Origin of the sequence: Mucilaginibacter angelicae (genome assembly GCF_042434235.1) — a bacterium.
GTDB classification, from domain to species: Bacteria; Bacteroidota; Bacteroidia; order Sphingobacteriales; family Sphingobacteriaceae; genus Mucilaginibacter; species Mucilaginibacter angelicae.
The window spans coordinates 544544-567416 of the sequence record NZ_JBHLTS010000022.1; the positions used below are offsets into that span (position 1 = coordinate 544544).

The following is a 22873-nucleotide window of genomic DNA, read 5'->3' on the forward strand; positions in this document are numbered from 1 at the left end:
GGTTTAGCGTTTGTAACGCTAAATTTATTGATTCCCTCCTTTAAGATGATTCGTCCGAAAAAAACTATACACTGAAAAAGACACGCAAAACCGTTCGGCTTTGCACAATGACCGTACGCTATCGAACAGTTTTAAAATTCAATAAAAAATAATTTACTGAAAATCAACAAATTACAAAATGGCACTTAGATTGGCATGCACCTCATGTATTTAAATAATAAAAAAATGACTACCGCCGACGAACGCTTACACACAATATGGAATGGCTGCATGACTAACGACAGGAAGAGCCAGGAACAATTATACAGGTTATTAGCACCCCGCATGCTGGCAGTTTGCATGCGTTACGCAACCGATAAAGATGAAGCACAGGATATATTACAGGAGGGTTTTATAAAAATGTTCCGCAACATGAAAAACTACCGCGGCGAAGGTAGTTTGGAGGGATGGATCCGCCGGATCATGGTGCACTGTGCCATATCACGCTACCGCAAATTAAAGCCAATGGTTTTGGTTGATGATTTTGCAGGAGAAGAAGCTTCGGCCATGCCTATCAGCAGTTCATATAATGATAACGGCCTTGAAGCTAAAGACCTGATGAAACTGGTACAAAAACTACCAAAAACATACCGCTCTGTTTTCAATATGTATGCTATTGAAGGTTACTCGCACCAGGAAATTGGCTCATCACTGGGCATGAGCGAATTATTATCACGCACCACGCTGCACCGCGCCCGTACACTTTTAAAAGACATGGTAGCCAAACTAACCATGCGCGAAGAACACTGCCTGGCAGGATAAAGCAATCCTACCCTTAAAACTCACCTTATCATTCACAAAGCTGCAGCCCCTGATGGGGCTTTCTGCTTTTATAACAGGAAGCAAATATCGCATATCTCTTAAAACCTAACCTCTATTCGCCAATCTCTAACCTCTTTCTTCCATAACTTCCCAAAAAACCGTACCTTGACACGTTGTCAGCAGCACACCCCTGTTGTAACAACGGTACGCGATTTGCACTCTAACCCAAAATATCACATAAAACACACGAAAAACAAATGAAAAAGTTATTCTCGGCTATATTAGTTATAGTGACGGCTATGTCCTTAAGTTCATGCAGCTACAACAGCATGGTTAAATTAGATGAAACCGTTAAGGCCAAATGGGGCGCCGTACAAAGCGACTATCAGCGCCGCAGCGATCTGATCCCTAATTTAGTTAATACTGTGAAAGGTGCTGCCAATTTTGAAAAAAGCACGCTTACCGCCGTAGTTGAAGCCCGCTCAAAAGCAACATCTATCCAGGTTGACCCCAATAAGCTTACACCCGAATCTATAAAAGCATTCCAGGCATCGCAGGGGGAACTTAGTGCCGCCCTTGGTAAATTACTTTCGATTACTGAAAACTATCCCGACCTGAAATCGAACTCCAATTTCCACGACCTTCAAATTCAACTGGAAGGTACCGAAAACAGGATCAACGTATCGCGCAAAGATTTTAATGATGCCGTTCAGGAGTACAACAGCAAGATCCGCTCATTCCCGGCCAATATAACTGCCAAAATGTTCGGTTTTTCTGCAAAAGGCTATTTCACTGCCGAACCTGGTGCCGACAAAGCCCCTAAAGTAGAGTTTAACTAATTTGATGGGATTACACCGATTGTTTTATTTTTTTGATTACACCGATTTTTCCCGGCAAATCGAAACAATCGGTGTAATTAAAACTAATCAGTGTAATCATATAAAAATATATGGCTGTATTTAACGAAGAGGAACAGCAGCGCATTCGCCGGGCTATTGAGGAGGCCGAAAGCCGCTCATCGGGCGAGATCAGAGTTTGTATTGAAAAAAGATGCAGCGAGAATGTCCTTGACCGCGCGGCAAAATATTTTCAGCAGCTCAATATGCACAAAACCAAGCTCAGGCATGGTGTTCTGGTGTATGTTGCCACTGTCGACCGTAAATTTGCCATTATTGGCGATGCCGGCATTAACCAGGTGGTACCACCCGATTTTTGGGATACTACCCGCGATGATATGCTGCAGCATTTTAAATATGGTGATATTGTAGAAGGTATTGTTACAGGCCTGAAAATTGCCGGCGAACAGCTGCAAAAATATTTCCCGCATCATGACGGCGATCAAAACGAACTTCCTGATGATATTGCCTTTATGGATGGTGATTAAAAATTAAAAACATGTTCAAAAAGTTTATACTGTTCTTTGGATTTATACTCTGTGCTATTGCTGCAACAGCACAGGATTTTCCGGAACGCTCCAATACCCTCGTTACCGACTACACCAACACGTTAAGCCCGGCTGATAAACAGCAACTGGAACGTAAGCTGGTGACTTTTAATGATTCTACCTCTACACAAATTGCGGTGGTGATCCTGAAATCGGTTGGTAACTATGATATTAATGACTATGGCGCACAGCTATTACGCAAATGGGGCATTGGCCAAAAAGACAAAAACAATGGCGTGCTTGTACTGGTAGCCATCGGCGACCGTAAAATGAGTATCCAAACCGGCTACGGCGCCGAAGGCCCCTTGCCCGATATTGTTACGCAGGATATTATCCAAAACGACCTTAAACCACATTTTAAACAAGGCGACTATTATGGCGGGCTTGATGCAGGTACCAACAGCATCATTAAAGCCATGAAAGGTGAGTATAAAGCTGCAAAAAAAGCAAATAAGCATAACAGCGGCGCTGGTTCTGCCGGGCTTATAGTGCTGATGATCATAGTGGTTATCCTGATATTGATATTCCGTAACCGTGGCGGTGGTGGCGGCCGGCAAATCATCGGTCGTCGTGGTGGAGCAAGCCCGTTCTGGTGGTTCCTGGCAGGCAATATGCTTGGCGGTGGCGGCCGCAGCAGCGGCAGCGACTGGGGAGGCTTCTCCGGTGGTGACTCTGATAGTGGAGGCGGCTTTGGAGGTTTTGGCGGCGGCAGCGGCGGCGGCGGCGGCTCAAGCGGCAGCTGGTAAACACTCACAATACAATATCTCCTACCTATGCAAAGAGATTTCATCTTAAACGAGATTGAAAAAATCGTGTACTCCATCACAAGGCTTGCCGGCTTTAAAAATGCGGTAAATCCTGAAGCGTTTATTCAACACGCTGATCAAATGCTTCAGGATGAGTATGACCTTAAATTGCCGGAATTGCTTGAATTAAGTATCGAAGATTTTGACCTTATACTTGATGAAAGGAATTATTCGCCAGAGAAGCTGGATGCTTTAGCCCAGTTATTATATATGTATTATGAGCCTTTTATTGCCAATGATGAAACATTAGCCGGGTTACAAAAGATCATTTCCATATTTAACCGCCTGGAAAAAGATCACCATCGTACCTCTTTTGAAAATATAAATAAACGCAACGCTATCTATCAATTTCTGCAAAACAACTATGAGTAAAGATCTCACCTGGAAACTACTTTCATCATCATATATCCATAAAGGCCCCTGGGCTACCCTCCGCATTGATAAATGCGAAATGCCAAACGGTAAAATAGTTGAAGATTACTATGTACTCGAATACCCAAACTGGGTTAACGCGATAGCCATAACTGAGGATAACAAGGTATTGATGGTAAAACAATACCGCCATGCGGCAGGCATTATCTCATTGGAAATTCCGGGTGGTGTTATTGATGCGGGAGAAGAACCTGTACATGCCATACGCCGCGAATTGCTGGAAGAAACCGGTTACCAGTTTGATGAATTTGAATTGATCTGCACAGTATACGGCAACCCATCAACTGCCAACAATCAAACATTTACCTATTTTACCAAAGGCGGAAAAAAAGTACAGGGCCAGCACCTCGATGAATTGGAAGACCTTATTGTTGAAGAATACACCATTGAAGAGGTGAAACAATTACTGCTTAATAACCAGATAAAACAAGCCATGCATTGCGCCGGTTTGTTTTATGGAATGATGAAACTGGGGGTGATGTAAGATTGCACCTTTTCTACTTTTTGTTTATTTTAGCATAAGATGAAAAACATTTTAGATATACCGAGAACGGCGATGGAAGTATTTAACCTGCTACCAGAGGGTACTTTGTGTGAAGTAATCGATAACACGCTTTATATGTCGCCCTCGCCTACTACCGATCACCAACGGATCTTATTCGATCTCGCTTACCAGCTCAGATCAGCAACAAAAGATGCCGGTTTAGGGGAGGTGTTTATTGCACCTTGTGATGTTTACCTGGATGCGGAGCAAAACGTTGTGCAGCCGGATATTATCTATATAAAAAAAGAACACGCTGATATAATTCAAAGAAAAGGTATTTACGGTGCCCCCGATCTGGTAATTGAGATCCTTTCCTCAAACAAGAATTACGATAAAGAAAAAAAATTTGAGCTTTACAGGCGCAATGGCATAGCTGAATATATTATTGTGGATGCCGATAGCAAAGAAGTATTACACTATCTTTTGGTTGCCGGCAATTATCAGCAGCAATCGGGTTTACCAGGCCGTGTGGTTCTTAGCCAGCTATCATTAACACTTACCTTTTAACTACTCCGGGCAATTATCCTTGCGCCGGGTATCAACAATGTAAATGATCTTCCAGCCATCATTAGTTTTCATCAGTTGGAAAACGTCCACACCGCAGTGGCTGTATTTGTCATCTAAATAAAACTTGTATGGCGCCCAAACGCTGGCCAGGGGGCCATCAATTTTGATATCGGCAAAGGTTACCCGTTCATCATAAACGCCTTTATGCGGGGTGCCCACCATCTTTATAAAATCGTCGGGGTTTTCTGTTTCCAAACTTACTTTTCCATCCTTTTTGCTGGCTACCCCCTGAAATACGATGCCTTTAGCAAAGGTAGAACGCAGCATGGTGCTGTCGCCTTTACGCATGGCATTAAACATGGTACTGATGGTTTGTTTAATAGCGTCCTGCTCCGTTTGCTGGGCGAAGGATTTTAATGATAACAGGATAAAAGCACACAGGATAAGTTTTCTCATACCTAAATATACCGCATTTATTATTATCCCAAAATGCGGGTTTAATCATTTACCGGATACAGATCGTTAAACTTTTTTATGGTGCTTGCCCAATCATCCCCAAACTTTAATGCCAGCATTTTCCCCTCGGGCGATACGAGGATCTTTGAAGGATAACCTACAATCTTATATAGCTTTTCGATGGTTTCATTTGCCATGGCGGCTGGGATATCAAATTTATTATTATCCAGGTATGCCTTTACGTTGTCTGCTCTATCCCTGCAGGCCACGCTTAAAAAATTGATCCCCGTATATTTTCCATCTTTCAGTTCTTTATTAAAAGCATTGATATCCGGCATTTCTCCGCGACAAGGAGGACACCAGGTTCCCCAAAAATCAATAACCAGCCAATGGTTCTTAAATTCGGCCAACGAGCGTTCCTTACCGTCAATTCCTTTTAAAACAAAATCCGGCGCCGCCTGCCAGGATGTTAAAATATTTGCAACAAAGAAATCCCTAAATTTTTTACCTGGAAAATGCTCCTCATAATTTTTTTGCATTTCACCAATACTGGTTGGGGCCGAATTAATATGATCAGCAAAAACTTTTAAGGCCTGTTCATTATCGCCTACGCTAAACAATCGTTCAATAAATTCCTGTCGGTAGCTTTCTTTTGAGTGCAGAAAAACCCTATCATAAAAACTGGTATACGCCTTTTCTTTATTACCTGCAGGCGAATACCGGGCTGCTTTTGAAAGATATTGCAGCGCCTTCACCGAATCTGCAGGTTTTGCGGCCTGGTATTTCAGGTACCACGCATACGCCAATATATTTTGATCAGCGTAGCGGTTTTTATATAATGTATCTGCGGTAAATCGTTCAAGATTTTCAATAGTTTTTTGAAGCACCGCGCTTGCTTTGTTTTTTTGTGGTGTAGTTAAAAGTAATTTATAAAACAACAGGGCATACCGCCCCCCATTACCGTTTTTCATCTCACTATCCCTCATCTTCATAAATGCGTCGGTAGTTTTTGATAAAACAGCATTATCGTTTTCATGATTTTTGGCATTAACCCATAAATATAAAGGGTTAATCTTTTGCTGCATCATCGGGTCCTTATCCTGATGGAGTAACGAAAGTAGTTTTGCGCCATTGGTTTCTACCACTTTTCGTTTCTCATTCATTTCGGCCACCATCTTTTCCACATCCGCATCAGAGAGCTTTTTATCAGCAACATACTTTTTAAAGTCATCATCCTGCAGCAGGTCGGCCACTTTAAAAGATAAAAAGTTTTGGGAGTACGACTCTTGCACCAAACCGTTAAAGGTATCCATTTGATACATGTACTTGCTCACCTCATAAGCCGAATCGGCCGACGTATTCATCGACTCGGTGAATTTATTGAATAAGTGCACTTCATTTCCTTTTAAAAATTTGGCAGGAGTATTCCGCAGCTGTTTACCATACACTTCATAGTTATTGCCGGCCCCACGCTGTACAAGATCAAGTTTGGCCGTTGCATAATATGGGTCATTTGCAAACGCAGCGTCGTGAGCCCTTAGATATGTGAAAGCCCTCGTACTATCAAAATCCATTTTATCCATAAAAGCCTTACCAAAATATTGATTGGTTTTTACCAGCATATTGATCCATGCAGTATCTGCCGCTAAATAATGCCCGCTTCCGTAACGCAGTTTTTGTTTATAATTTAAATCTATATATGATTCATTTTTGCCATTTATGTCAATGAGTTTTATTAATGTTTTATATTGTAGTTGTTCAAAAAGCCCGGTAACCTGATTAAAAATACCTGAGCCTCCAATATCCGGATCCTTATCTTTTCCTACTATAACGAGGTACAGGAGCGACCCATCAATGGCAGTAGCATTAAAGCTTAAATACCGGCCAGTCCACTCACTTCGGTATCCAATTGTTTGTTTAGGCAACTGAGGAAATATTTTTTCGATAGCGGCTTTTGTAAATTCTACGCCATTATTTTTCAATTCAGCTGCAATATTGTCGTTTAATACCCATCGGTTTGCTGCTTTTTGCAAAATCTCGTCAACTCCATTAATTTTCACCAAATCGCCATTGGGAGCCACCGTTATTGTAAAAGACTGTTGTAATAAGGCAAGCGGTGTCAATGTCCAGGATGAATTTAGTCTTGCTGTTCTAACACTGTCACTATTTAATGCATTACTGTTTATAGGATTTTTATTGACGTTAGATATGACTGCTCTTACCATTCGGCAATCCAGTAAAGTGTTTACACCATCCTTTCCTAATACTTTAAAAGCGTATATGTAGTTTGAATTTTCGGTATAATCTGTAAAGTGATTTAGGTTATGGATATCCATTTCAAATTCCTTGTTCTTTTCAAGTATAATGGATTGGCCGTAAATATGGGAAAAGCAAACAAAAAGCAGTAGCAGCAGCAGGGTTAGTTTTTTCATATAAGGTTTAGCAGCGTATTGTAACCGTTAAATTTACATTTAAAACTTTAGTAAACAAAAAAGGCCGGTTGATTTAACCGGCCTTTCGTATACTTATGGCTAAGCAATATTAGCTCATTTTCAGCTTTTTCTGAATATCGGCTACATAACCTTTAAATTTCTTATCGGTATCAATCAGGTCTTCTACGGTTTGGCAGGCATAGATCACGGTTGAGTGGTCGCGGCCGCCAAAGAAATGACCGATTGATTTGAGGGAGCTTTTGGTATGGGCTTTTGCCAGGTACATAGAAATCTGACGGGCCTGTACAATTTCACGTTTGCGGGTTTGTGACTTCACCATTTCAATAGGTACTTCAAAGTATTCGCATACCAGGCTTTGAATATATTCCATCGAAATTTCTTTAGATGAGTTCTTCACAAAGTTTTTCAACATTTGTTTAGCCAGGTTCAGGTCAATCTCCTTACGGTTAAGGGTTGATTGTGCCAGCAATGACACCATAGCGCCTTCCAGCTCACGTACGTTATTATCGATATTATGGGCAACGTATTCGATCACATCGTTAGACAGATCGATACCATCCTGGTAAATTTTGTTTTTCAGGATAGCCATGCGGGTTTCCAGGTCAGGGATCTGCAAATCGGCAGAGAGGCCCCATTTAAACCTCGAAAGCAGGCGCTCTTCCAAACCGGCCAAATCCTTAGGCGCTTTATCTGATGTAATGATCAGCTGTTTGCCTGACTGGTGCAGGTGGTTAAAAATATGGAAGAAGAAATCCTGTGTTTTTTCCTTACCGGCAAAGTTGTGAACATCATCCATGATCAGCACATCAATGGCCTGGTAAAAGTTCACAAAATCGTTTATATTATTATGCTTTAAAGCATCAACAAATTGCTGTGTAAATTTCTCGCACGATACATACAGCACCAGCTTATCGGGCAGGGTACGTTTAATTTCGTTACCGATGGCCTGGGCAAGGTGAGTTTTACCTAAACCTACACCACCGTAAATCATTAATGGGTTAAATGAGGTACCCCCTGGTTTAGCCGCTACTGCGTAACCTGCCGAGCGGGCCAGGCGGTTACAATCACCTTCAACAAAATTTTCGAAGGTGTAGTTACGGTTAAGCTGAGGATCTACGTTCAACTTTTTGAGCCCGGGTATAACAAAGGGGTTTTTAATATCCTTGTTAATTGAAATAGGTATCGGCATACTCTGATGTTTTGAATCAGCGCCATTTCCGTTTGAAGGCATATTAGTTGTGTATGGTTTACTTGATGATTGCTCAACAACTATATTATACTCTAAACGTCCTTCATCGCCTAATTGTTTCTTAATTGTTTTGCGCAGTAACCCAACATAGTGCTCTTCAAGCCACTCGTAAAAGAATAAACTTGGTACTTGTATGGTTAATACACTTCCTTCCATCCTCAAAGCTTTTATCGGCTCAAACCAGGTTTTAAAACTCTGGGCCGGTATGTTGTCTTTAATGATCTGAAGGCAGCTATTCCAAACGTTCGTACAAGTTTTTTCCATATAGATATTAGTAAAATATTGATTTCCAACCCCCAGCGAAACAACTTTTGGCCTTGCTACGGAACATCGAATATTGCCAAAAAAAGCTTATAAAAAAATTAAATTTTCACTTTTTTAACAATTGGCTTTTTATTAACAAATTCGATTTTTCAATGAAAATTTTGTATGGTTAGCATAATTTTCCGTAAAAAATCATAATCCAATTATTTTTTAATTATTTTTTTCTTTTTTTGAAATTTCAAAAAAAAGAATAACAAAACCGAGGGTCACAACCCTTAATTATACGCCCAAACAGGGGCAATTGTTGAGCCGTTTCAGCTATTATTACAAACTAAAAAATAACGCACTGGTTTAGTGCTTAATAAAAATAAAAACCAGGTTTTGTTGATTTGTGGCACGCTATAAACACATGCACAGAAGCCATGTCACGGTGCCGATACTCCCCAAAACATCGGCGATATTTTCGGGGGCAGCATAGCTTCAACCGAAGTTACGATAAAAGGTATTAAGTTTTCAGTACAAGGGAACACTATTCCCAAAAGATGTAAACTTTTCTCACATATTCTCTCATTGCACGTATTTTCCAGCTTCGCAATTCCTCCAATTGCTTTTTTGTGATATTATCATGGTAATGATAAACACAATGCGGCTTAATACAATTCTTCCATATCCTGCCTGATGAGGCCCAGCGCCACATCATAAGGATTATCTTCCAGCTTGCTTAAATGTACCAGTATCACTTTACTTAACTCAAGTGCTGAGGTATCTGCCGGTAAAGCTTTCACAGCATTGTTGATCATATTAATGGTATCGTCCTTTACCCTTTTTACAATATTCCAAACCCGGGCACTTACATAAATTTGCTGGGTAATGTTATGCTGAAACTCATTGCGCACTTCATTAATAATAACTGCCTGTAATTCGGCAGCAGTATCGGCCGATCCGCTGAGGCGGATTAGCAAGCTTGAAGGGTTAACTCTTTCAATGAATAGTACAACCCTTTCATAGGCCTGTAAGCGTAAGGGCAGGGTTTGATTACTGATGGTACGCTTTAGCTCCAATAGCTGGATACTTTCGGATTTATCAAGATATGGCTTAAACAGGTAAAAAGCGATATAAACAACGCCTAAGCCCGAAATAGTGTATTTTAGAATATCAAACAAAAAAGGTAGAGTAGGCATCTTTATAAATGTTATACAGGGGTCATAAAATTATGACACTAACAAAAATCTGCATTTTACGTTATATTTGTGTAGAATAAATAAAAATAAGATGAGTATAGCTGTTGAAACCGCTCCGGTTACTTTTACGCCGGGCGCAGTAAAAGAACTTTTTAAATTGAAAGACCAGCAAGAAATAAGCGAAGATTTTGGCTTACGTGTTGGTGTTGAGGGTGGTGGCTGCTCGGGCATGAATTATATTTTAGGCTTCGACATGAAAAAGGACGGCGACCAGGAATACTTCATTGATGGTGTAAAGGTATTTATGCACAAAGCCCACGGTTTATACCTGGCCGGCATGCAAATCGATTACCAGGATGGATTAAATGCCCGTGGTTTTACTTTCAACAACCCTAATGCTGCCAGTACCTGCGGCTGCGGCTCTTCTTTCTCGGTTTAAAACAAACCTTGTTAAAATATTGAAAGCCGCTTCATAGTGATATGAAGCGGCTTTTTATTTTCCGGATTCTGTAAAAGCAACTGGTTCCCGTTTCTGTAGGGGCGCATCACTTGCACCTTCGTTCGCACGGGCTGCTCTGTAAAGTTTCAGACGCATGTAATGCGTCTCTACCGGAAATCTTAATGTCCGATTACTTTAAACTCTCATTAATGGTTTTCCTCATCCACAAAGGCGAGTTCAGCGCAAAGCCCACGGTATGAAAAGCAACCGTACCCTCTTTATCTAATATAACACTGGTTGGGTAAAGGCCTATTTTATAACCACCGGCAATATAACCGCCGTCATCAATAATATCGTACTTGAATTCGGTTTGCTTTAAAAACTTTTTAAGATCATAGCGGCCATCCAAAGCAACGGCCAGGAAAACCACGTTGGTGTTATCCTTATAATCATCAACCAGTTTATTTAACTCGGGGATTTCCTGCATACAGGCCGGGCAGCCGATAAACCAAAAATTCAGCACTACTACCTTGCCACGCAGGTCTTTTAATTTTATTTTATTACCGTTGATATCATGCGTGCTAAATGGTTCTATTGCCTCGCCGGTAGTAAAATAAGCAGACTCAACAGGTTTGGGAAGCGAAGCTATATACTGTTCCCTGGCTTCTTCAGGCGATAAGGCTTTCTGCACAGACCGGGTATTATTGGGATTACTTTCCGATTTTATGTATCGGATATGTTTGGTACCTTTCTTTTCAAGGATAAAAGCAGTATTTGGATTTTCAATATCCTCCGGCAATAAGGAGTAACCTTTGCGGGCCATTGCCTGCCACTCATTATACGCGTATCGCTTGCCAGTTGAATCTTTTACTACTGTGCGTTCGTCGAAATTAAAGTTATATCTTTTTACAATGCGTTTGGTGGTATCCTGTGCACGAATGCTAAAACCCCAAATTGTAAATATGATCAGAAGGAAAATATATTTCATTACAATGGCTTAGATTTACTCAAAGATAACATTGCTTACACTTATTCAAAGCAACAACAACTGTAACAAATAAGCAATATGATTTAACCTACAGCTAAACGTCAATCACAAAATTAAGTTAAGCTGATATGTAACAAATTGGTATAGTGCTTAGTCATATCAACAAGTTTTTTATATTTATACCATGCCGGTAAAAACCTCTTACAAAGAAAACATTTCTATTGCATTACAATCCATAGCCGGCAACAGGCTGCGCACCGCGTTAACCGCGCTGATCATAGCTATAGGTATCATGGCGCTGGTTGGCATTTTAACGGCAATTGAAGGCATCAGGCAGTTTACCAATGATGCTTTTGCCGATTTGGGCGCCAATACATTTACTTTACAAAACCGCGGCGAAGGTTTAAATTTTGGCAATGGGGGCCACCGCAAGGTTTATCCTGCCATTACTTACGATCAGGCAGTCCGCTTCAAAAACACTTTTAAACTGCCCGTAGCCGTAGCCATTAATTTAGATGTAAACGGCACCGCGGTAGCTAAATATGGTAACCAAAAAACCAATCCAAACATATCTATCTCGGGTTCCAATGAAAACTACCTGGTTACAGCGGGCAAAAAGCTGGCCTTCGGGCGTAATTTCTCGGCCTCTGAGCTGGAGCATGGCTCGAACGTGGTAATTATTGGCGATGAGATCAAAAAGAAACTATTTAAAACTGAAGACCCGATAAATAAATCAATCTACCTTGGTACCAACAGGTTCAGGATAGTTGGCGTATTTGCATCCAAAGGTTCAAGTTCATTTGGAGGCGATAAATTTTGCGTGATCCCGGTATTGAAAGCCAAGCAGATAGACAGTACAAAGAACGCGTCATTCACAGTAACTATTAAAGTAGCAACCCCCGGGGCTCTTGATGCCACTATTGGTGAGGCTACCTCCCTGTTCAGAAACGTAAGGGGGCTTAATGTAATTAACCAGGATAATTTTGAAATAAGCCGGAGTGATTCGATTCAAAAAGAACTGTCGGGACAGCTTGCAGGCATTACTGTAGCCGGCTTTGCAATAGGCATCATCACACTCATAGGTGCGGCAATCGGGCTCATGAATATCATGCTGGTATCGGTAACAGAACGCACCCGCGAAATTGGTGTGCGGAAAGCCATAGGTGCAACCCCCGCCATTATCCGTAAACAATTTTTAATAGAGGCGATAGTAATATGCCTTATAGGCGGTGCAGCCGGCATGATATTGGGTATGGCTGCAGGAAACCTCATTGCTGTACAAATAAGCGGTGCTTTTGTAGTGCCATGGGGCTGGCTGTTCTTCGCAGTAGTACTATGTACCTTTATAGGTTTGATATCGGGTTATTACCCTGCAAAAAAGGCAGCAAAGCTTGATCCGGTAGAGGCTTTAAGGTACGAATAAGCGATCTTCTCATTAATTCAAGAACTCAAAGTCTCTTAGACGTAAAAAGCGCTATACAACAATCAAGCCTTTGTCCAATGAAAGTTAAGGTATACGCCGAAAACAAAATTTTGCTCACCTGTAAATATATTTGGTTAGAGCCTTTTGCAACAGGCACCGCCCGTAGGTTTACTTTTAAGGGCATTAGCGCCACTTCAAAAAAGAGAATTTTGCAAAAGACAGATGACGTATTTTACATTGGCTCAAACGAATTGAAAATACAAGTCGATTTTTTAGATAAATTCGGAAGAAGGCTAAGTATCGAAAACTTTAAAGTGCATTTGATCGACTATGGAGATCTGGAAAAATCATCACTTTGGATTTCAGGGTTAGTATATGATGATTATTTTACGGAATATCGGCAAGGACGTATTGATATTTTAAGTTTGTGGGCTAAAGATCAAAACATTCAATGGGTTGACCTCCCTTTAAATTCACCACTTAAAGAAGATTACATCGACTGTTGTCTTTCATATTCAGGGCTAAGTTCACAAATATTTGACCGGGATTATTACAAAATTGATTGGTCGTTGATAAATGAAGAACGCGATTTTCTTTATTGGGTCAGTTTAGAATTCATTGGAGAAAAAGGATATTTTGGACATAGCCTTTATACTTTCGAAGATTGTTTATTAGAGATATTCCACAATGGAGGTTTAAAGAAACAAAGAAAAATGACATTCTTCAACAGTTCAAAAATATCAGATCCTAAAGTTTACGAACTATATCAATTTACGAAAGGAATTTTCGAACGATTTAAATTTTTGATTGAAGAAATAGTGTAGTTCGCTATATTGTTGTGAATGTTGGTACACCCTTACCTGGTTGAAGTTACGCTAAGCTTCAACCAGTAATGATACAAACTAAAAAGGCGCATTTTCATGCGCCCTTCTTATATTAATAGGAATACCTATCTAAAATAACATCTTATTCTTAAGCGGATAATCGACAAGCAACTTTTCGATGTATGTTGTTTTAAGCGCATCTGCAAATGCCGTTGCATGCCTTAAGTGGTGCATATCGCTCGAAATATAATCGATCAAACTATTATCAACCAGATCTTCAGCCATCTTTTTTATATCCTTACCGTAGTATCCTGTAAGGGATATGGTGTTTAGCTGAAAATCAACACCCCAGCTATGCAGGTTTCTTAAAGTATCCAAATCAAGATATTGATAACGCTCGGGATGGGCCAGGATAGGTTTATACCCTTTGTCATGAAGCTTTTGAATTACACTGTAGGTATTTGGCGGTTGATTTATAAATGAAAACTCAAAAAGCACATGGTTATCGCCCATAGTCATGACCGGGCCGTTCTCTATACGTGCCTCAAACGTTTCATCAAAGTAATGTTCGGCAGCAGCTTCAACAGGGATCTCAATTCCTTGTTTAACCAATTCAGCTTTTAATAAGGTAAGTGCATCCCCGATGGTTTCGGGTGTATTGCGATAAAAATCAATCATGATGTGAGGTGTGGCAATAATCTTTTTTATCCCCAGCTCCATCATTTTTTTTATCAATACCACCGAATCTTCTGGTGTTTTAGCACCATCGTCAATTCCCGGCAGCACATGCGAGTGCATATCAACCATGATACTTCCATAGTTGTGTTTTGATTCCCTTACTTCCTTTTTCTTCTTAAAAAGCCCGAACATTTTTTATCTATCGTTATACTGACCACTATAATATTGCTGGTAATGGCCCGATGTTACATCATTAAGCCATTCTTCATTAGCCAGGTACCAATCAACTGTTTTCTCCAAACCTTCTTCAAAAGTTATGCCTGGCACCCAACCTAAATCATTCTTTAATTTAGTTGCATCAATAGCATATCTTAGATCGTGCCCGGCCCTGTCTGTTACAAAAGTGATCAGTTTAGCCGATTCTCCCTCGGCCCTGCCTAATTTTTTGTCCAATATACTGCAAAGCAATCTTATCAGGTCAATATTTTTCCATTCATTATGCCCGCCTATATTATAGGTTGAGCCTGATTTAGCGTTATGGAATATCACATCAATAGCGCGGGCATGGTCTTCAACCCAAAGCCAGTCGCGGATATTTTCACCTTTACCATATACCGGCACAGGTTTATTTTGCTTGATATTATTGATTGCCAGCGGAATAAGCTTTTCCGGAAAATGGAACGAGCCGTAGTTGTTTGAGCAATTTGATATAACAGTATCCATACCGTAAGTATCCTGGTAAGCCCGCACAAAATGATCCGATCCGGCTTTTGATGCCGAATAAGGTGAATGCGGATCGTAAGCAGTTTCTTCTGTAAACATACCGTCTTCCCCAAGGGTACCGTACACCTCATCGGTTGATACATGATAAAAACGGGTTTTATCATACTTACCTTTCCAGTGCTCGCGGGCAGTGTTCAATAAATTTACTGTACCTACCACATTGGTCATCACAAACTCAAGCGGGTTAGTGATCGACCTGTCTACATGCGATTCGGCAGCAAGGTGGATCACTGCATCGGGTTTCTCAGCTGTAAAAAGCTCATCAATAAAAGCAATATCAACAATATCGCCCTTTACAAACTTATAATTAGGCTCATTTTCAATATCCTTCAAATTGGCCAGGTTGCCTGCATAGGTAAGCTTATCTAAATTAACAATGCTGTAATCAGGATAGTTTTTTACAAACCTGCGCACCACGTGCGAACCAATAAAACCAGCGCCGCCTGTAATAATGATCTTTTTCATTTCCTCCTGTTGCTATTATTTGAACGGATTTTGAGCTATGTATTTTTCCCACTCCCAGGCCGATGACATCATTTCGCCAATGCCAAGTTGGGCTGTCCAGCCAAGTTTGGTTGATGATTTGGTAACATCGCCCCAAACCTGTTCCACATCGCCCTCACGGCGCGGGCCAATTTCATAATTTACTTTTACGCCTGTTGAACTTTCAAAAGCGTGAATTACTTCAAGCACCGATGTGCCGTTACCTGTACCCAGGTTAAACACATCATAGCCTTTAAAATCGTCTTTTTCGGCAAGTCTCAATGCAGCTACGTGGGCTTTGGCCAAATCAACTACATGAATATAATCACGTACGCAGCTACCATCAGGAGTGTTATAGTCATCGCCAAAAACGGTTATTTTTTCGCGTTTGCCTATGGCTGTTTGTGTGATGAAGGGCACCAGGTTTTGCGGTACACCAATTGGCAGTTCACCAATCAGGGCCGAATCATGGGCACCCACCGGGTTAAAATAACGTAATGATATTACTTTATAATCGGTACCTGAATTTACCATATCAACCAAAATTTCTTCGGCTATTTGTTTGGTATTGCCATATGGTGATTGCGCCGGTTGTATAGGGGCATTTTCGGTAACGGGTAACTTCTCTGGCTGCCCATAAACTGTACAGCTTGATGAAAATACAAAATTGATAGCCTTACCGTAATAAGCTTCCAACAAATTAATAAGCGAATAAAAATTATTGCGGTAGTATTTCATTGGTTTTTTAACCGACTCACCTACTGCTTTAAAAGCCGCGAAGTGGATAATGCCCCCTATTTCGGGCTCGGCAAGTGCCAATGACCTAACAGCGGCCTCATCGCAAAGATCAAGCTTATGAAACACCGGGGTAAAGCCTAAGATCTTTGTAAGCTGATCTAATATTTTAGGGTCGGAGTTTGACAGGTCGTCAACAATAATGGGATCATAACCCGCATTAACCAGCTCAACAACGGTATGAGAGCCAATAAAACCCAAACCGCCTGTTACTAATATTTTCATAGTTTAAATAGAGAGTATGTTTGAATGTTTAGCAAAGTAAGCAGATTGTGACAATCCATCCACTTTTATATTATAAAAAAGGCCAAAAAAATTATTTCCCGGCCTTGTCACCCTTACTTATTGTAATAAGTAAAGTCTTTATGATGTATTTCCTGTTCAGGTAACGATTTGAAGTATTCTAAAGTGATCTTCAAACCTTCACTCCGGGATACCTTTGGTTCCCAGCCCAGTATGGCCCTGGCCTTGCTGATATCCGGGCGGCGTTGTTTTGGGTCATCCGTTGGCAGTGGCAGGCTGATCAGCTGCTGATCGGTGCCTGTCAGCTTGATGATCTCCTCTCCAAATTGTTTTATCGTGATCTCATCCGGGTTACCGATGTTCATGGGCTGGGCATAGTCACTGTGCAGCAACCTGTAAATACCTTCTACCAGATCATCTACATAACAAAACGACCGGGTTTGTGAGCCGTCGCCAAACATGGTCAGCGGTTCGCCCCTTAGCGCCTGCCCGATGAATGCCGGCAGTACCCGCCCGTCGTTCAGTCGCATCCTTGGCCCGTAGGTATTAAAAATCCTGATGATCCTTGTTTCCAGCCCGTGAAAGGTGTGGTAGGCCATCGTGATGGCTTCCTGGAACCTTTTAGCTTCGTCATATACCCCTCTCGGTCCTACCGGGTTCACATTGCCCCAGTATTCTTCCGGCTGAGGACTGATGTTCGGGTCACCGTATACTTCTGAGGTCGAAGCGATCAGCATCCTGGCCTTCTTGTTCCTGGCCAGACCCAGCAGGTTGTGCGTGCCCAGTGAACCTACCTTCAATGTCTGGATCGGGATTTTTAAATAGTCGATCGGGCTTGCAGGTGAGGCAAAGTGCAGGATATAGTGCAGCTCGCCCGGTACAAACACAAACGTTGATACGTCATGGTTATAAAACTCAAAGTTCTCCAGCTTGAACAAATGTTCGATATTTCTCAAATCGCCCGTGATCAGGTTATCCATCCCGATCACATGGTAACCTTCTTTGATAAACCTGTCGCAAAGGTGCGAGCCTAAAAAGCCGGCTGCCCCTGTGATCAGGATCCTTTTTCTTTCTGTCATATACTTACTGTTTTACGGCCAATGCTGTTGTAATAAAATCCATACTCTTTCATCCTGTCCAGATCATACAGGTTACGGCCGTCAAAGATCACCGCTGCGTTCAGCTTTTCCTTCATAAAGTCAAAATCGGGTGTACGGAATACCGGCCATTCGGTCACGATCAGCAGGGCATCGGCGTTATCAAGTGCGTTGTACCTGTTGGTAGCGTAAGTTATTTTATCCCCAAGCAGTTTTTTAACGTTTGGCATGCCTTCCGGGTCATAGGCGGTTACCGTTGCCCCGGCTGCTAACAGCTCATCAATAATGTACAGGGCCGGTGCTTCGCGGATATCGTCCGTTTCCGGTTTAAAGGCCAGGCCCCACAAGGCAAGGTGTTTGCCTTTTAAGCCGCCTTCACCATAATATTCCCGCATTTTTACTACCAGGCGTTTCTTCTGGGTTTCGTTCACTTCCATCACCGAATTCAGGATCTTGAACTCATATTTGTTTTCTTCGGCTGCTTTGGAAAGTGCCTGCACATCTTTAGGGAAACAGCTGCCGCCATAACCCACACCCGGGAACAGGAAGCGTTTGCCGATGCGGGCATCTGCACCTACCCCTTTGCGCACCATATCCACATCGGCCCCTACCAGCTCGCACATATTGGCTATCTCGTTCATAAATGTGATCTTGGTGGCCAAAAATGAGTTGGCTGCATATTTGGTCAGCTCGGATGAGCGTTCATCCATATATAAGATCGGGTTGCCCTGGCGCACGTAGGGTGCATAAAGGTCGCCCATTACCTGGCGGGCTTTTTCGTCCCTCGTGCCGATCACCACCCGGTCGGGTTTCATGAAATCTTCTACTGCTACCCCTTCCCGTAAAAACTCAGGATTGGATACTACGGCAAAAGGCACATCGGTATTGGCTTTCATTACGGCTGTCACCTTATCGGCCGTACCTACAGGCACGGTTGATTTGGTTACGATCACCTTATATTCGGTGATCAGCTTAGCGATATCTTTTGCTGCGCCAAGCACATAGCTCAGGTCCGCTGCTCCATCGGCTCCCGGAGGCGTTGGCAGGGCTAAAAATATAACTTTGGCCGGTGCTATCGCTTCGGCAAGGTTGGTGGTAAACGTTAACCTTTCCTGTTTGATGTTACGCAGAAATAAAATGTCAAGCCCAGGCTCATAAATTGGCATCTCGCCACCACGCATCTTGTTTACTTTTTCTTCTACTATATCTACACAGGCTACTTCATTTCCTGTTTCGGCCAAACAGGTCCCTGTTACCAGGCCTACATAACCAGTTCCAATTACTGCAATCTTCATAGTGTTAAGTGTGTTTTAATTTTAAGGTAAGCAATTTGTATATGAACCATATTAACAGCTTATTACGGCACCGGGCGGGCCATAAAACCAATATTGTAATTATTGTTATTACTTTTATGCCCGGCTAAGATAATCATTCAGTGTTAAAATCGATGTTATTATATAATATAGGTATCAAATTATATTCCCTTTTTATCCGTTTTGCCTCATTGTTTAACAACAAGGCAAAACTTTGGGTTTCAGGACGTGAAAACATCGTATTTGTACGTATAGAAAGCAGTATTTGGTTTCATTTTGCTTCACTTGGCGAATTTGAACAAGGTCGGCCGATACTGGAGGCCATGAGGAATTTACACCCCGGAAAGAAAGTTGTAGTTACCTTTTTTTCTCCTTCAGGGTACGAGATCAGGAAAAACACCCCCCTTGCCGACTATGTTTATTATCTGCCCTTAGATACCGCCAAAAATGCCCGCAGCTTTATTGATGCCATTAACCCCGAAATGGTCATTTTCACCAAATACGAATACTGGTTCCATTTTTTTAATGAAGCTCACAAGCGTAATATCCCTTTATACATTGTATCGGGCATCTTCAGGCCTAAGCAGGTATTTTTTAAATGGTACGGTGGTTTTAACCGTAAAATATTAAGCCTGGTAAGCCATTTTTTTTTACAGGACGAGGCCTCTAAACAGTTATTACAAGGCATTGGCATTACCAATACATCCGTAAGCGGCGATACCCGGTTCGACCGCGTTTGGGCCAACGCACAAAACCCGAAGGTGCTGCCTTTGATAGCCGAATTTAAAAATGATCATAAACTGTTTATTGCAGGCAGCACCTGGCCCCAGGACGAAGCCCTGTTGGCCCAACTGGTAAGCCAGTACCCCGATTGGAAATTCATTTTTGCACCTCATGAGATCCCGGAGGACAAGATAAACAACCTGATAGATTTATTGCCGGAAGGAAAGGCAATTACCTTCTCGCAATTAAAGTCCGAAGCCGAAGGTCTGAAGTCCGGAGATTTCATTAACCAATCTCTAACCTCCAATCTCCAGTCTCTCGTCATAGATAATATCGGCATGCTTTCATCCCTCTATGCTTATGCCGACATCGCTTATATAGGTGGCGGCTTTGGTGTGGGGATCCATAATACATTGGAAGCAGCCGCTTTTGGCCTGCCGGTTATCTTCGGCCCTAATTATCAAAAATTTAATGAGGCTAAAGAGCTCATTGCGCTCAAAGCCGGGTTTAGCATCAGCAATGAAACAGAGCTAAAGGGCATTGTTGAAACACTGGTTAATGATGAAGCTTTTTACAATGTTACCCATAAAAAGGTATTTAACTATGTAAAGGAAAACGTGGGGGCTACGGAAATGATCATGAAGTATATTGATCAATAAGAAATGTTATTTCGACACGAGGAACGGGTAAGAAATCTTTTACACCATATATGACGGATTTACAAAACGTAGAAGATCTCTCTTCACGCCCCGGCTTTCGCCCATCTCCTTTCATCGAAATGACAATTTTATAAGAAGGATTATTTCAACCTTCTAAAACAAAACAACGGTAATTACTGTACAAAAGCCATAAATTCTTAATATTGCCTTAATGGGGTTTTTACATCTGCCCGGCTTGGGCAAAGCACATTTTCACGAATATGGCACCGGCCAAAAACCGCTGCTGGCCTTTCATGGTTATGGCATGACGGGTAAGCAATTTCATGTGCTCGACCAATCGATTTTACCTCAATATCATATCTACGGCTTCGATCACTTTTTTCACGGCGAAAGCAGGCTTGACGGTTGGACGGAACAACAGATCCTTGCCGGAATGCCCAAAGCTATGGTACGCAGTTATATGGAAGAGTGGTTTAAGCTTTACGGAAGGCAGCGTTTTTCGGTAATGGGCTATTCTATAGGGGCTAACCTGGCGCTGATATTGGTTGAAGAATACGCCGATATGGTTGATGATATCATACTGATGGCACCCGATGGACTGGCTGTTTTTAAAGGTTTTCACTTTATACTGCATAACAAGCTTGGCCGCGGCATTTTCCGCGCAGCTACTAAGAGTAAATGGCTTGCCCCCTTCTTAGTTAAAAGCGTAAAAAAGGTTGGCGTTATTGATGAAAGCCTTTACCGGATAGCTTATAATGAAATTGACACCGAACAAAAGCGGCTTGATACCTATTATACCTTAAATTTGATCAGGCAGTTAAAGCCGGATGCGGAGAAAATAGCCCAACTCATCAATCAGCATAAAATTAAATGTTTGCTGATATTTGGCAAGCACGATAAGCTGTTCCCCAAATCGGCTGCTATGCCATTTTTGGGCATGCTTGATGATGCCGAAGTGCACGAGGTTGAGCTTGGGCACTGGCTGGTTACAAAAGCACTGGATGAGTATTTAGTTAAATAAAACATGGTACCCTCGCGTAAAAAGAAATTCTGGAGTAAACTATACATCGGTTACGTACGCTGGTGGATCAGTCGCAATTTTAAAGAGGTTAATGTACAGCCTTTTGAACCGCGCCCCGGTCATTCAACCTTACTTTTAAGCAATCATTTTAGCTGGTGGGATGGTTTTATTGCCAACTGGACAGCCGTTTATAATCTCAAAAAGCAATACTACGTAATGATGCAGCAGGATCAGTTTGATCAGCGCAGCTATTTACGGTATATCGGCGCTTACTCTATCCAGAAAGGATCAAGGGCCATGCTGGAGTCGCTGGCCTACTCGGCCGGGATCCTGGATCAGCCCGACAACCTGATCGTGATATTTCCGCAGGGCGAACTATACTCAAATCATGAAACACACATTCATGTTGAAAAAGGTGTGTACAAACTGATGCAGCAGATAAAAGGCCCGTGCCAGGTTGTTTATCACTGCATTTTGATTGATTACTTTGAAAGCCTGAAACCACGCGCTTATGTGCATCTTTTTGATTTAGGCGTTGCCAATGAGTTAACTTTTGAGCAGTTGAAGGAGAACATTAACCTGGCCCATCAGCAGGCGTTGAAAAATCAAATAAATATGGAGCATTGATCCGTGTCAAATATGATCCGCAATAAAAATAATCTTTTCATGAACCGTATTGTCCATTACTATATTAAATGGGCTGTTGGCAAAGCGTTTCATGAACTGCTGTTTAATGATATTGCAATTGATAAAAACAAGTCGGTACTGCTTATAGGCAATCACTTCAGTTTTTGGGACGGGCTGATCCTTTACTGTGTTAACGAAAAACTGTTGAAGAAAAAGCTTCACGTGATGATCCTGGAAGAAACCTCCCGTAAAGAGCGGTTTTTAAAGTATGTTGGTGCTTTTTCTGTAAAAAAAGACTCAAAGAGTATTCTCCAATCACTCGATTATGCGGCCGAATTACTTACTGACCCGGCAAATTTGGTTTTAATGTTTCCGCAGGGCAAGCTGTATGCTAACTTTGTTACAAACATAAATTTTGAAAAAGGCGTTATGAGGATCATTGAAAAAGCGGCCGGGAATTTTCAACTTATTTTTGTTTCAACTTTTATTCAGTACTTTAAACATAAAAAGCCAACAGCAACCGTTTATTTAAAAAGCGAACCCGAAAATTATGCCGGTAAAAGCATAGATAAATTACAGCATGCATACCAAAGGCACTATGAAGCCTCCAAACTGCTGCAAACCGAATTTGATATATAAA

24 protein-coding genes are annotated in these 22873 nt (G+C 41.6%); 14 read left to right on the forward strand and 10 right to left on the reverse strand.

Annotated elements, in window-relative coordinates; genetic code table 11:
* Window positions 1-225: 225 nt before the first annotated feature.
* The 7 genes from ACFFGT_RS14430 to ACFFGT_RS14460 all read left to right on the forward strand — a co-directional run bounded on the left by ACFFGT_RS14430 (window position 226) and on the right by ACFFGT_RS14460 (window position 4534).
* Complete coding sequence (locus ACFFGT_RS14430) at window positions 226-801, forward strand: RNA polymerase sigma factor (protein ID WP_377023244.1); 576 nt, start codon at window positions 226-228, stop codon at window positions 799-801.
* Window positions 802-1058: 257 nt separating this feature from the next.
* Complete coding sequence (locus ACFFGT_RS14435; RefSeq protein ID WP_377023245.1) at window positions 1059-1640, forward strand: LemA family protein; 582 nt, start codon at window positions 1059-1061, stop codon at window positions 1638-1640.
* A gap of 110 nt (window positions 1641-1750) precedes the next feature.
* Window positions 1751-2185: a TPM domain-containing protein gene (locus tag ACFFGT_RS14440; RefSeq protein ID WP_377023246.1), complete on the forward strand. Its 435-nt coding sequence runs from the start codon at window positions 1751-1753 to the stop codon at window positions 2183-2185.
* Between the two features lie 11 nt (window positions 2186-2196).
* Window positions 2197-2991, forward strand: a complete 795-nt coding sequence (locus tag ACFFGT_RS14445) for a TPM domain-containing protein (RefSeq protein ID WP_377023247.1) — start codon at window positions 2197-2199, stop codon at window positions 2989-2991.
* Window positions 2992-3018: 27 nt separating this feature from the next.
* Window positions 3019-3423, forward strand: a complete 405-nt coding sequence (locus ACFFGT_RS14450; RefSeq protein WP_377023248.1) for a hypothetical protein — start codon at window positions 3019-3021, stop codon at window positions 3421-3423.
* Complete coding sequence (locus ACFFGT_RS14455) at window positions 3416-3967, forward strand: NUDIX hydrolase (protein ID WP_377023249.1); 552 nt, start codon at window positions 3416-3418, stop codon at window positions 3965-3967. The genes ACFFGT_RS14450 and ACFFGT_RS14455 overlap by 8 nt, the downstream gene beginning before the upstream one ends.
* Before the next feature lie 39 nt (window positions 3968-4006).
* Complete coding sequence (locus tag ACFFGT_RS14460; RefSeq protein ID WP_377023250.1) at window positions 4007-4534, forward strand: Uma2 family endonuclease; 528 nt, start codon at window positions 4007-4009, stop codon at window positions 4532-4534.
* Here ACFFGT_RS14460 and ACFFGT_RS14465 read toward each other — a convergent pair whose 3' ends face one another.
* The 4 genes from ACFFGT_RS14465 to ACFFGT_RS14480 all read right to left on the reverse strand — a co-directional run bounded on the left by ACFFGT_RS14465 (window position 4535) and on the right by ACFFGT_RS14480 (window position 10137).
* Window positions 4535-4990: a nuclear transport factor 2 family protein gene (locus tag ACFFGT_RS14465; protein ID WP_377023251.1), complete on the reverse strand. Its 456-nt coding sequence runs from the start codon at window positions 4988-4990 to the stop codon at window positions 4535-4537.
* Between the two features lie 41 nt (window positions 4991-5031).
* The gene (locus ACFFGT_RS14470) at window positions 5032-7422 is read right to left on the reverse strand and encodes a TlpA family protein disulfide reductase (protein WP_377023252.1); all 2391 of its coding nucleotides are present in this window, start codon (window positions 7420-7422) and stop codon (window positions 5032-5034) included.
* A gap of 109 nt (window positions 7423-7531) precedes the next feature.
* Window positions 7532-8956: a chromosomal replication initiator protein DnaA gene (gene dnaA / locus ACFFGT_RS14475; protein ID WP_090528828.1), complete on the reverse strand. Its 1425-nt coding sequence runs from the start codon at window positions 8954-8956 to the stop codon at window positions 7532-7534.
* Window positions 8957-9606: 650 nt separating this feature from the next.
* A complete protein-coding gene (locus tag ACFFGT_RS14480; RefSeq protein WP_377023253.1) occupies window positions 9607-10137 on the reverse strand; it encodes a DUF7935 family protein in 531 nt (176 codons plus the stop codon).
* Between the two features lie 91 nt (window positions 10138-10228).
* On the opposite strand from ACFFGT_RS14480, the gene ACFFGT_RS14485 reads away from it, so the two are divergent.
* Complete coding sequence (locus ACFFGT_RS14485; protein WP_377023254.1) at window positions 10229-10576, forward strand: HesB/IscA family protein; 348 nt, start codon at window positions 10229-10231, stop codon at window positions 10574-10576.
* Window positions 10577-10766: 190 nt separating this feature from the next.
* Here the strand turns inward: ACFFGT_RS14485 and ACFFGT_RS14490 are convergent, their stop codons facing one another.
* Window positions 10767-11564 (reverse strand): redoxin domain-containing protein, encoded by a 798-nt coding sequence (locus ACFFGT_RS14490; RefSeq protein ID WP_377023255.1) that lies wholly within the window; start codon window positions 11562-11564, stop codon window positions 10767-10769.
* Between the two features lie 184 nt (window positions 11565-11748).
* Here ACFFGT_RS14490 and ACFFGT_RS14495 point away from each other — a divergent pair, with 184 nt between their 5' ends.
* Together ACFFGT_RS14495 and ACFFGT_RS14500 are read left to right on the forward strand one after the other, a co-directional pair.
* Window positions 11749-12987, forward strand: a complete 1239-nt coding sequence (locus ACFFGT_RS14495; protein ID WP_377023256.1) for an ABC transporter permease — start codon at window positions 11749-11751, stop codon at window positions 12985-12987.
* 77 nt (window positions 12988-13064) lie between these two features.
* A complete protein-coding gene (locus ACFFGT_RS14500) occupies window positions 13065-13811 on the forward strand; it encodes a barstar family protein (protein WP_377023257.1) in 747 nt (248 codons plus the stop codon).
* 129 nt (window positions 13812-13940) lie between these two features.
* Here the strand turns inward: ACFFGT_RS14500 and ACFFGT_RS14505 are convergent, their stop codons facing one another.
* The 5 genes from ACFFGT_RS14505 to ACFFGT_RS14525 all read right to left on the reverse strand — a co-directional run bounded on the left by ACFFGT_RS14505 (window position 13941) and on the right by ACFFGT_RS14525 (window position 19185).
* Window positions 13941-14681, reverse strand: a complete 741-nt coding sequence (locus ACFFGT_RS14505) for a tyrosine-protein phosphatase (protein ID WP_377023258.1) — start codon at window positions 14679-14681, stop codon at window positions 13941-13943.
* A 3-nt stretch (window positions 14682-14684) separates the two neighbouring features.
* The gene (rfbB, locus tag ACFFGT_RS14510; RefSeq protein ID WP_377023259.1) at window positions 14685-15737 is read right to left on the reverse strand and encodes a dTDP-glucose 4,6-dehydratase; all 1053 of its coding nucleotides are present in this window, start codon (window positions 15735-15737) and stop codon (window positions 14685-14687) included.
* Between the two features lie 15 nt (window positions 15738-15752).
* Window positions 15753-16775, reverse strand: coding sequence for a UDP-glucose 4-epimerase GalE (gene galE, locus ACFFGT_RS14515; RefSeq protein ID WP_377023260.1), 1023 nt, complete (start codon window positions 16773-16775; stop codon window positions 15753-15755).
* A gap of 113 nt (window positions 16776-16888) precedes the next feature.
* Complete coding sequence (locus ACFFGT_RS14520; RefSeq protein WP_377021934.1) at window positions 16889-17872, reverse strand: UDP-glucuronic acid decarboxylase family protein; 984 nt, start codon at window positions 17870-17872, stop codon at window positions 16889-16891.
* On the reverse strand, window positions 17869-19185 hold the full coding sequence (locus ACFFGT_RS14525; protein ID WP_377023261.1) for a UDP-glucose dehydrogenase family protein: 1317 nt from the start codon (window positions 19183-19185) through the stop codon (window positions 17869-17871). The genes ACFFGT_RS14520 and ACFFGT_RS14525 overlap by 4 nt, the downstream gene beginning before the upstream one ends.
* 152 nt (window positions 19186-19337) lie before the next feature.
* Between ACFFGT_RS14525 and ACFFGT_RS14530 the strand changes: the two genes are divergently transcribed.
* The 4 genes from ACFFGT_RS14530 to ACFFGT_RS14545 all read left to right on the forward strand — a co-directional run bounded on the left by ACFFGT_RS14530 (window position 19338) and on the right by ACFFGT_RS14545 (window position 22872).
* Window positions 19338-20585, forward strand: a complete 1248-nt coding sequence (locus ACFFGT_RS14530; RefSeq protein ID WP_377023262.1) for a 3-deoxy-D-manno-octulosonic acid transferase — start codon at window positions 19338-19340, stop codon at window positions 20583-20585.
* Between the two features lie 211 nt (window positions 20586-20796).
* On the forward strand, window positions 20797-21606 hold the full coding sequence (locus ACFFGT_RS14535) for an alpha/beta fold hydrolase (protein WP_377023263.1): 810 nt from the start codon (window positions 20797-20799) through the stop codon (window positions 21604-21606).
* A 3-nt stretch (window positions 21607-21609) separates the two neighbouring features.
* Window positions 21610-22233, forward strand: a complete 624-nt coding sequence (locus ACFFGT_RS14540; protein ID WP_377023264.1) for a lysophospholipid acyltransferase family protein — start codon at window positions 21610-21612, stop codon at window positions 22231-22233.
* A gap of 39 nt (window positions 22234-22272) precedes the next feature.
* Window positions 22273-22872, forward strand: coding sequence for a lysophospholipid acyltransferase family protein (locus tag ACFFGT_RS14545; protein ID WP_377023265.1), 600 nt, complete (start codon window positions 22273-22275; stop codon window positions 22870-22872).
* The last annotated feature ends 1 nt before the right edge of the window (window position 22873 follow it).

Excerpts from the sequence above, each read along its gene's own strand:
- ACFFGT_RS14430 (WP_377023244.1), top strand. The coding sequence starts at position 226 with ATGACTACCGCCGACGAACGCTTACACACAATATGGAATGGCTGCATG.
- ACFFGT_RS14435 (WP_377023245.1), top strand. The coding sequence starts at position 1,059 with ATGAAAAAGTTATTCTCGGCTATATTAGTTATAGTGACGGCTATGTCC.
- ACFFGT_RS14440 (WP_377023246.1), top strand. The coding sequence starts at position 1,751 with ATGGCTGTATTTAACGAAGAGGAACAGCAGCGCATTCGCCGGGCTATT.
- ACFFGT_RS14445 (WP_377023247.1), top strand. The coding sequence starts at position 2,197 with ATGTTCAAAAAGTTTATACTGTTCTTTGGATTTATACTCTGTGCTATT.
- ACFFGT_RS14450 (WP_377023248.1), top strand. The coding sequence starts at position 3,019 with ATGCAAAGAGATTTCATCTTAAACGAGATTGAAAAAATCGTGTACTCC.
- ACFFGT_RS14455 (WP_377023249.1), top strand. The coding sequence starts at position 3,416 with ATGAGTAAAGATCTCACCTGGAAACTACTTTCATCATCATATATCCAT.
- ACFFGT_RS14460 (WP_377023250.1), top strand. The coding sequence starts at position 4,007 with ATGAAAAACATTTTAGATATACCGAGAACGGCGATGGAAGTATTTAAC.
- ACFFGT_RS14465 (WP_377023251.1), bottom strand. The coding sequence starts at position 4,990 with ATGAGAAAACTTATCCTGTGTGCTTTTATCCTGTTATCATTAAAATCC.
- ACFFGT_RS14470 (WP_377023252.1), bottom strand. The coding sequence starts at position 7,422 with ATGAAAAAACTAACCCTGCTGCTGCTACTGCTTTTTGTTTGCTTTTCC.
- dnaA (WP_090528828.1), bottom strand. The coding sequence starts at position 8,956 with ATGGAAAAAACTTGTACGAACGTTTGGAATAGCTGCCTTCAGATCATT.
- ACFFGT_RS14480 (WP_377023253.1), bottom strand. The coding sequence starts at position 10,137 with ATGCCTACTCTACCTTTTTTGTTTGATATTCTAAAATACACTATTTCG.
- ACFFGT_RS14485 (WP_377023254.1), top strand. The coding sequence starts at position 10,229 with ATGAGTATAGCTGTTGAAACCGCTCCGGTTACTTTTACGCCGGGCGCA.
- ACFFGT_RS14490 (WP_377023255.1), bottom strand. The coding sequence starts at position 11,564 with ATGAAATATATTTTCCTTCTGATCATATTTACAATTTGGGGTTTTAGC.
- ACFFGT_RS14495 (WP_377023256.1), top strand. The coding sequence starts at position 11,749 with ATGCCGGTAAAAACCTCTTACAAAGAAAACATTTCTATTGCATTACAA.
- ACFFGT_RS14500 (WP_377023257.1), top strand. The coding sequence starts at position 13,065 with ATGAAAGTTAAGGTATACGCCGAAAACAAAATTTTGCTCACCTGTAAA.
- ACFFGT_RS14505 (WP_377023258.1), bottom strand. The coding sequence starts at position 14,681 with ATGTTCGGGCTTTTTAAGAAGAAAAAGGAAGTAAGGGAATCAAAACAC.
- rfbB (WP_377023259.1), bottom strand. The coding sequence starts at position 15,737 with ATGAAAAAGATCATTATTACAGGCGGCGCTGGTTTTATTGGTTCGCAC.
- galE (WP_377023260.1), bottom strand. The coding sequence starts at position 16,775 with ATGAAAATATTAGTAACAGGCGGTTTGGGTTTTATTGGCTCTCATACC.
- ACFFGT_RS14520 (WP_377021934.1), bottom strand. The coding sequence starts at position 17,872 with ATGACAGAAAGAAAAAGGATCCTGATCACAGGGGCAGCCGGCTTTTTA.
- ACFFGT_RS14525 (WP_377023261.1), bottom strand. The coding sequence starts at position 19,185 with ATGAAGATTGCAGTAATTGGAACTGGTTATGTAGGCCTGGTAACAGGG.
- ACFFGT_RS14530 (WP_377023262.1), top strand. The coding sequence starts at position 19,338 with ATGTTATTATATAATATAGGTATCAAATTATATTCCCTTTTTATCCGT.
- ACFFGT_RS14535 (WP_377023263.1), top strand. The coding sequence starts at position 20,797 with ATGGGGTTTTTACATCTGCCCGGCTTGGGCAAAGCACATTTTCACGAA.
- ACFFGT_RS14540 (WP_377023264.1), top strand. The coding sequence starts at position 21,610 with ATGGTACCCTCGCGTAAAAAGAAATTCTGGAGTAAACTATACATCGGT.
- ACFFGT_RS14545 (WP_377023265.1), top strand. The coding sequence starts at position 22,273 with ATGAACCGTATTGTCCATTACTATATTAAATGGGCTGTTGGCAAAGCG.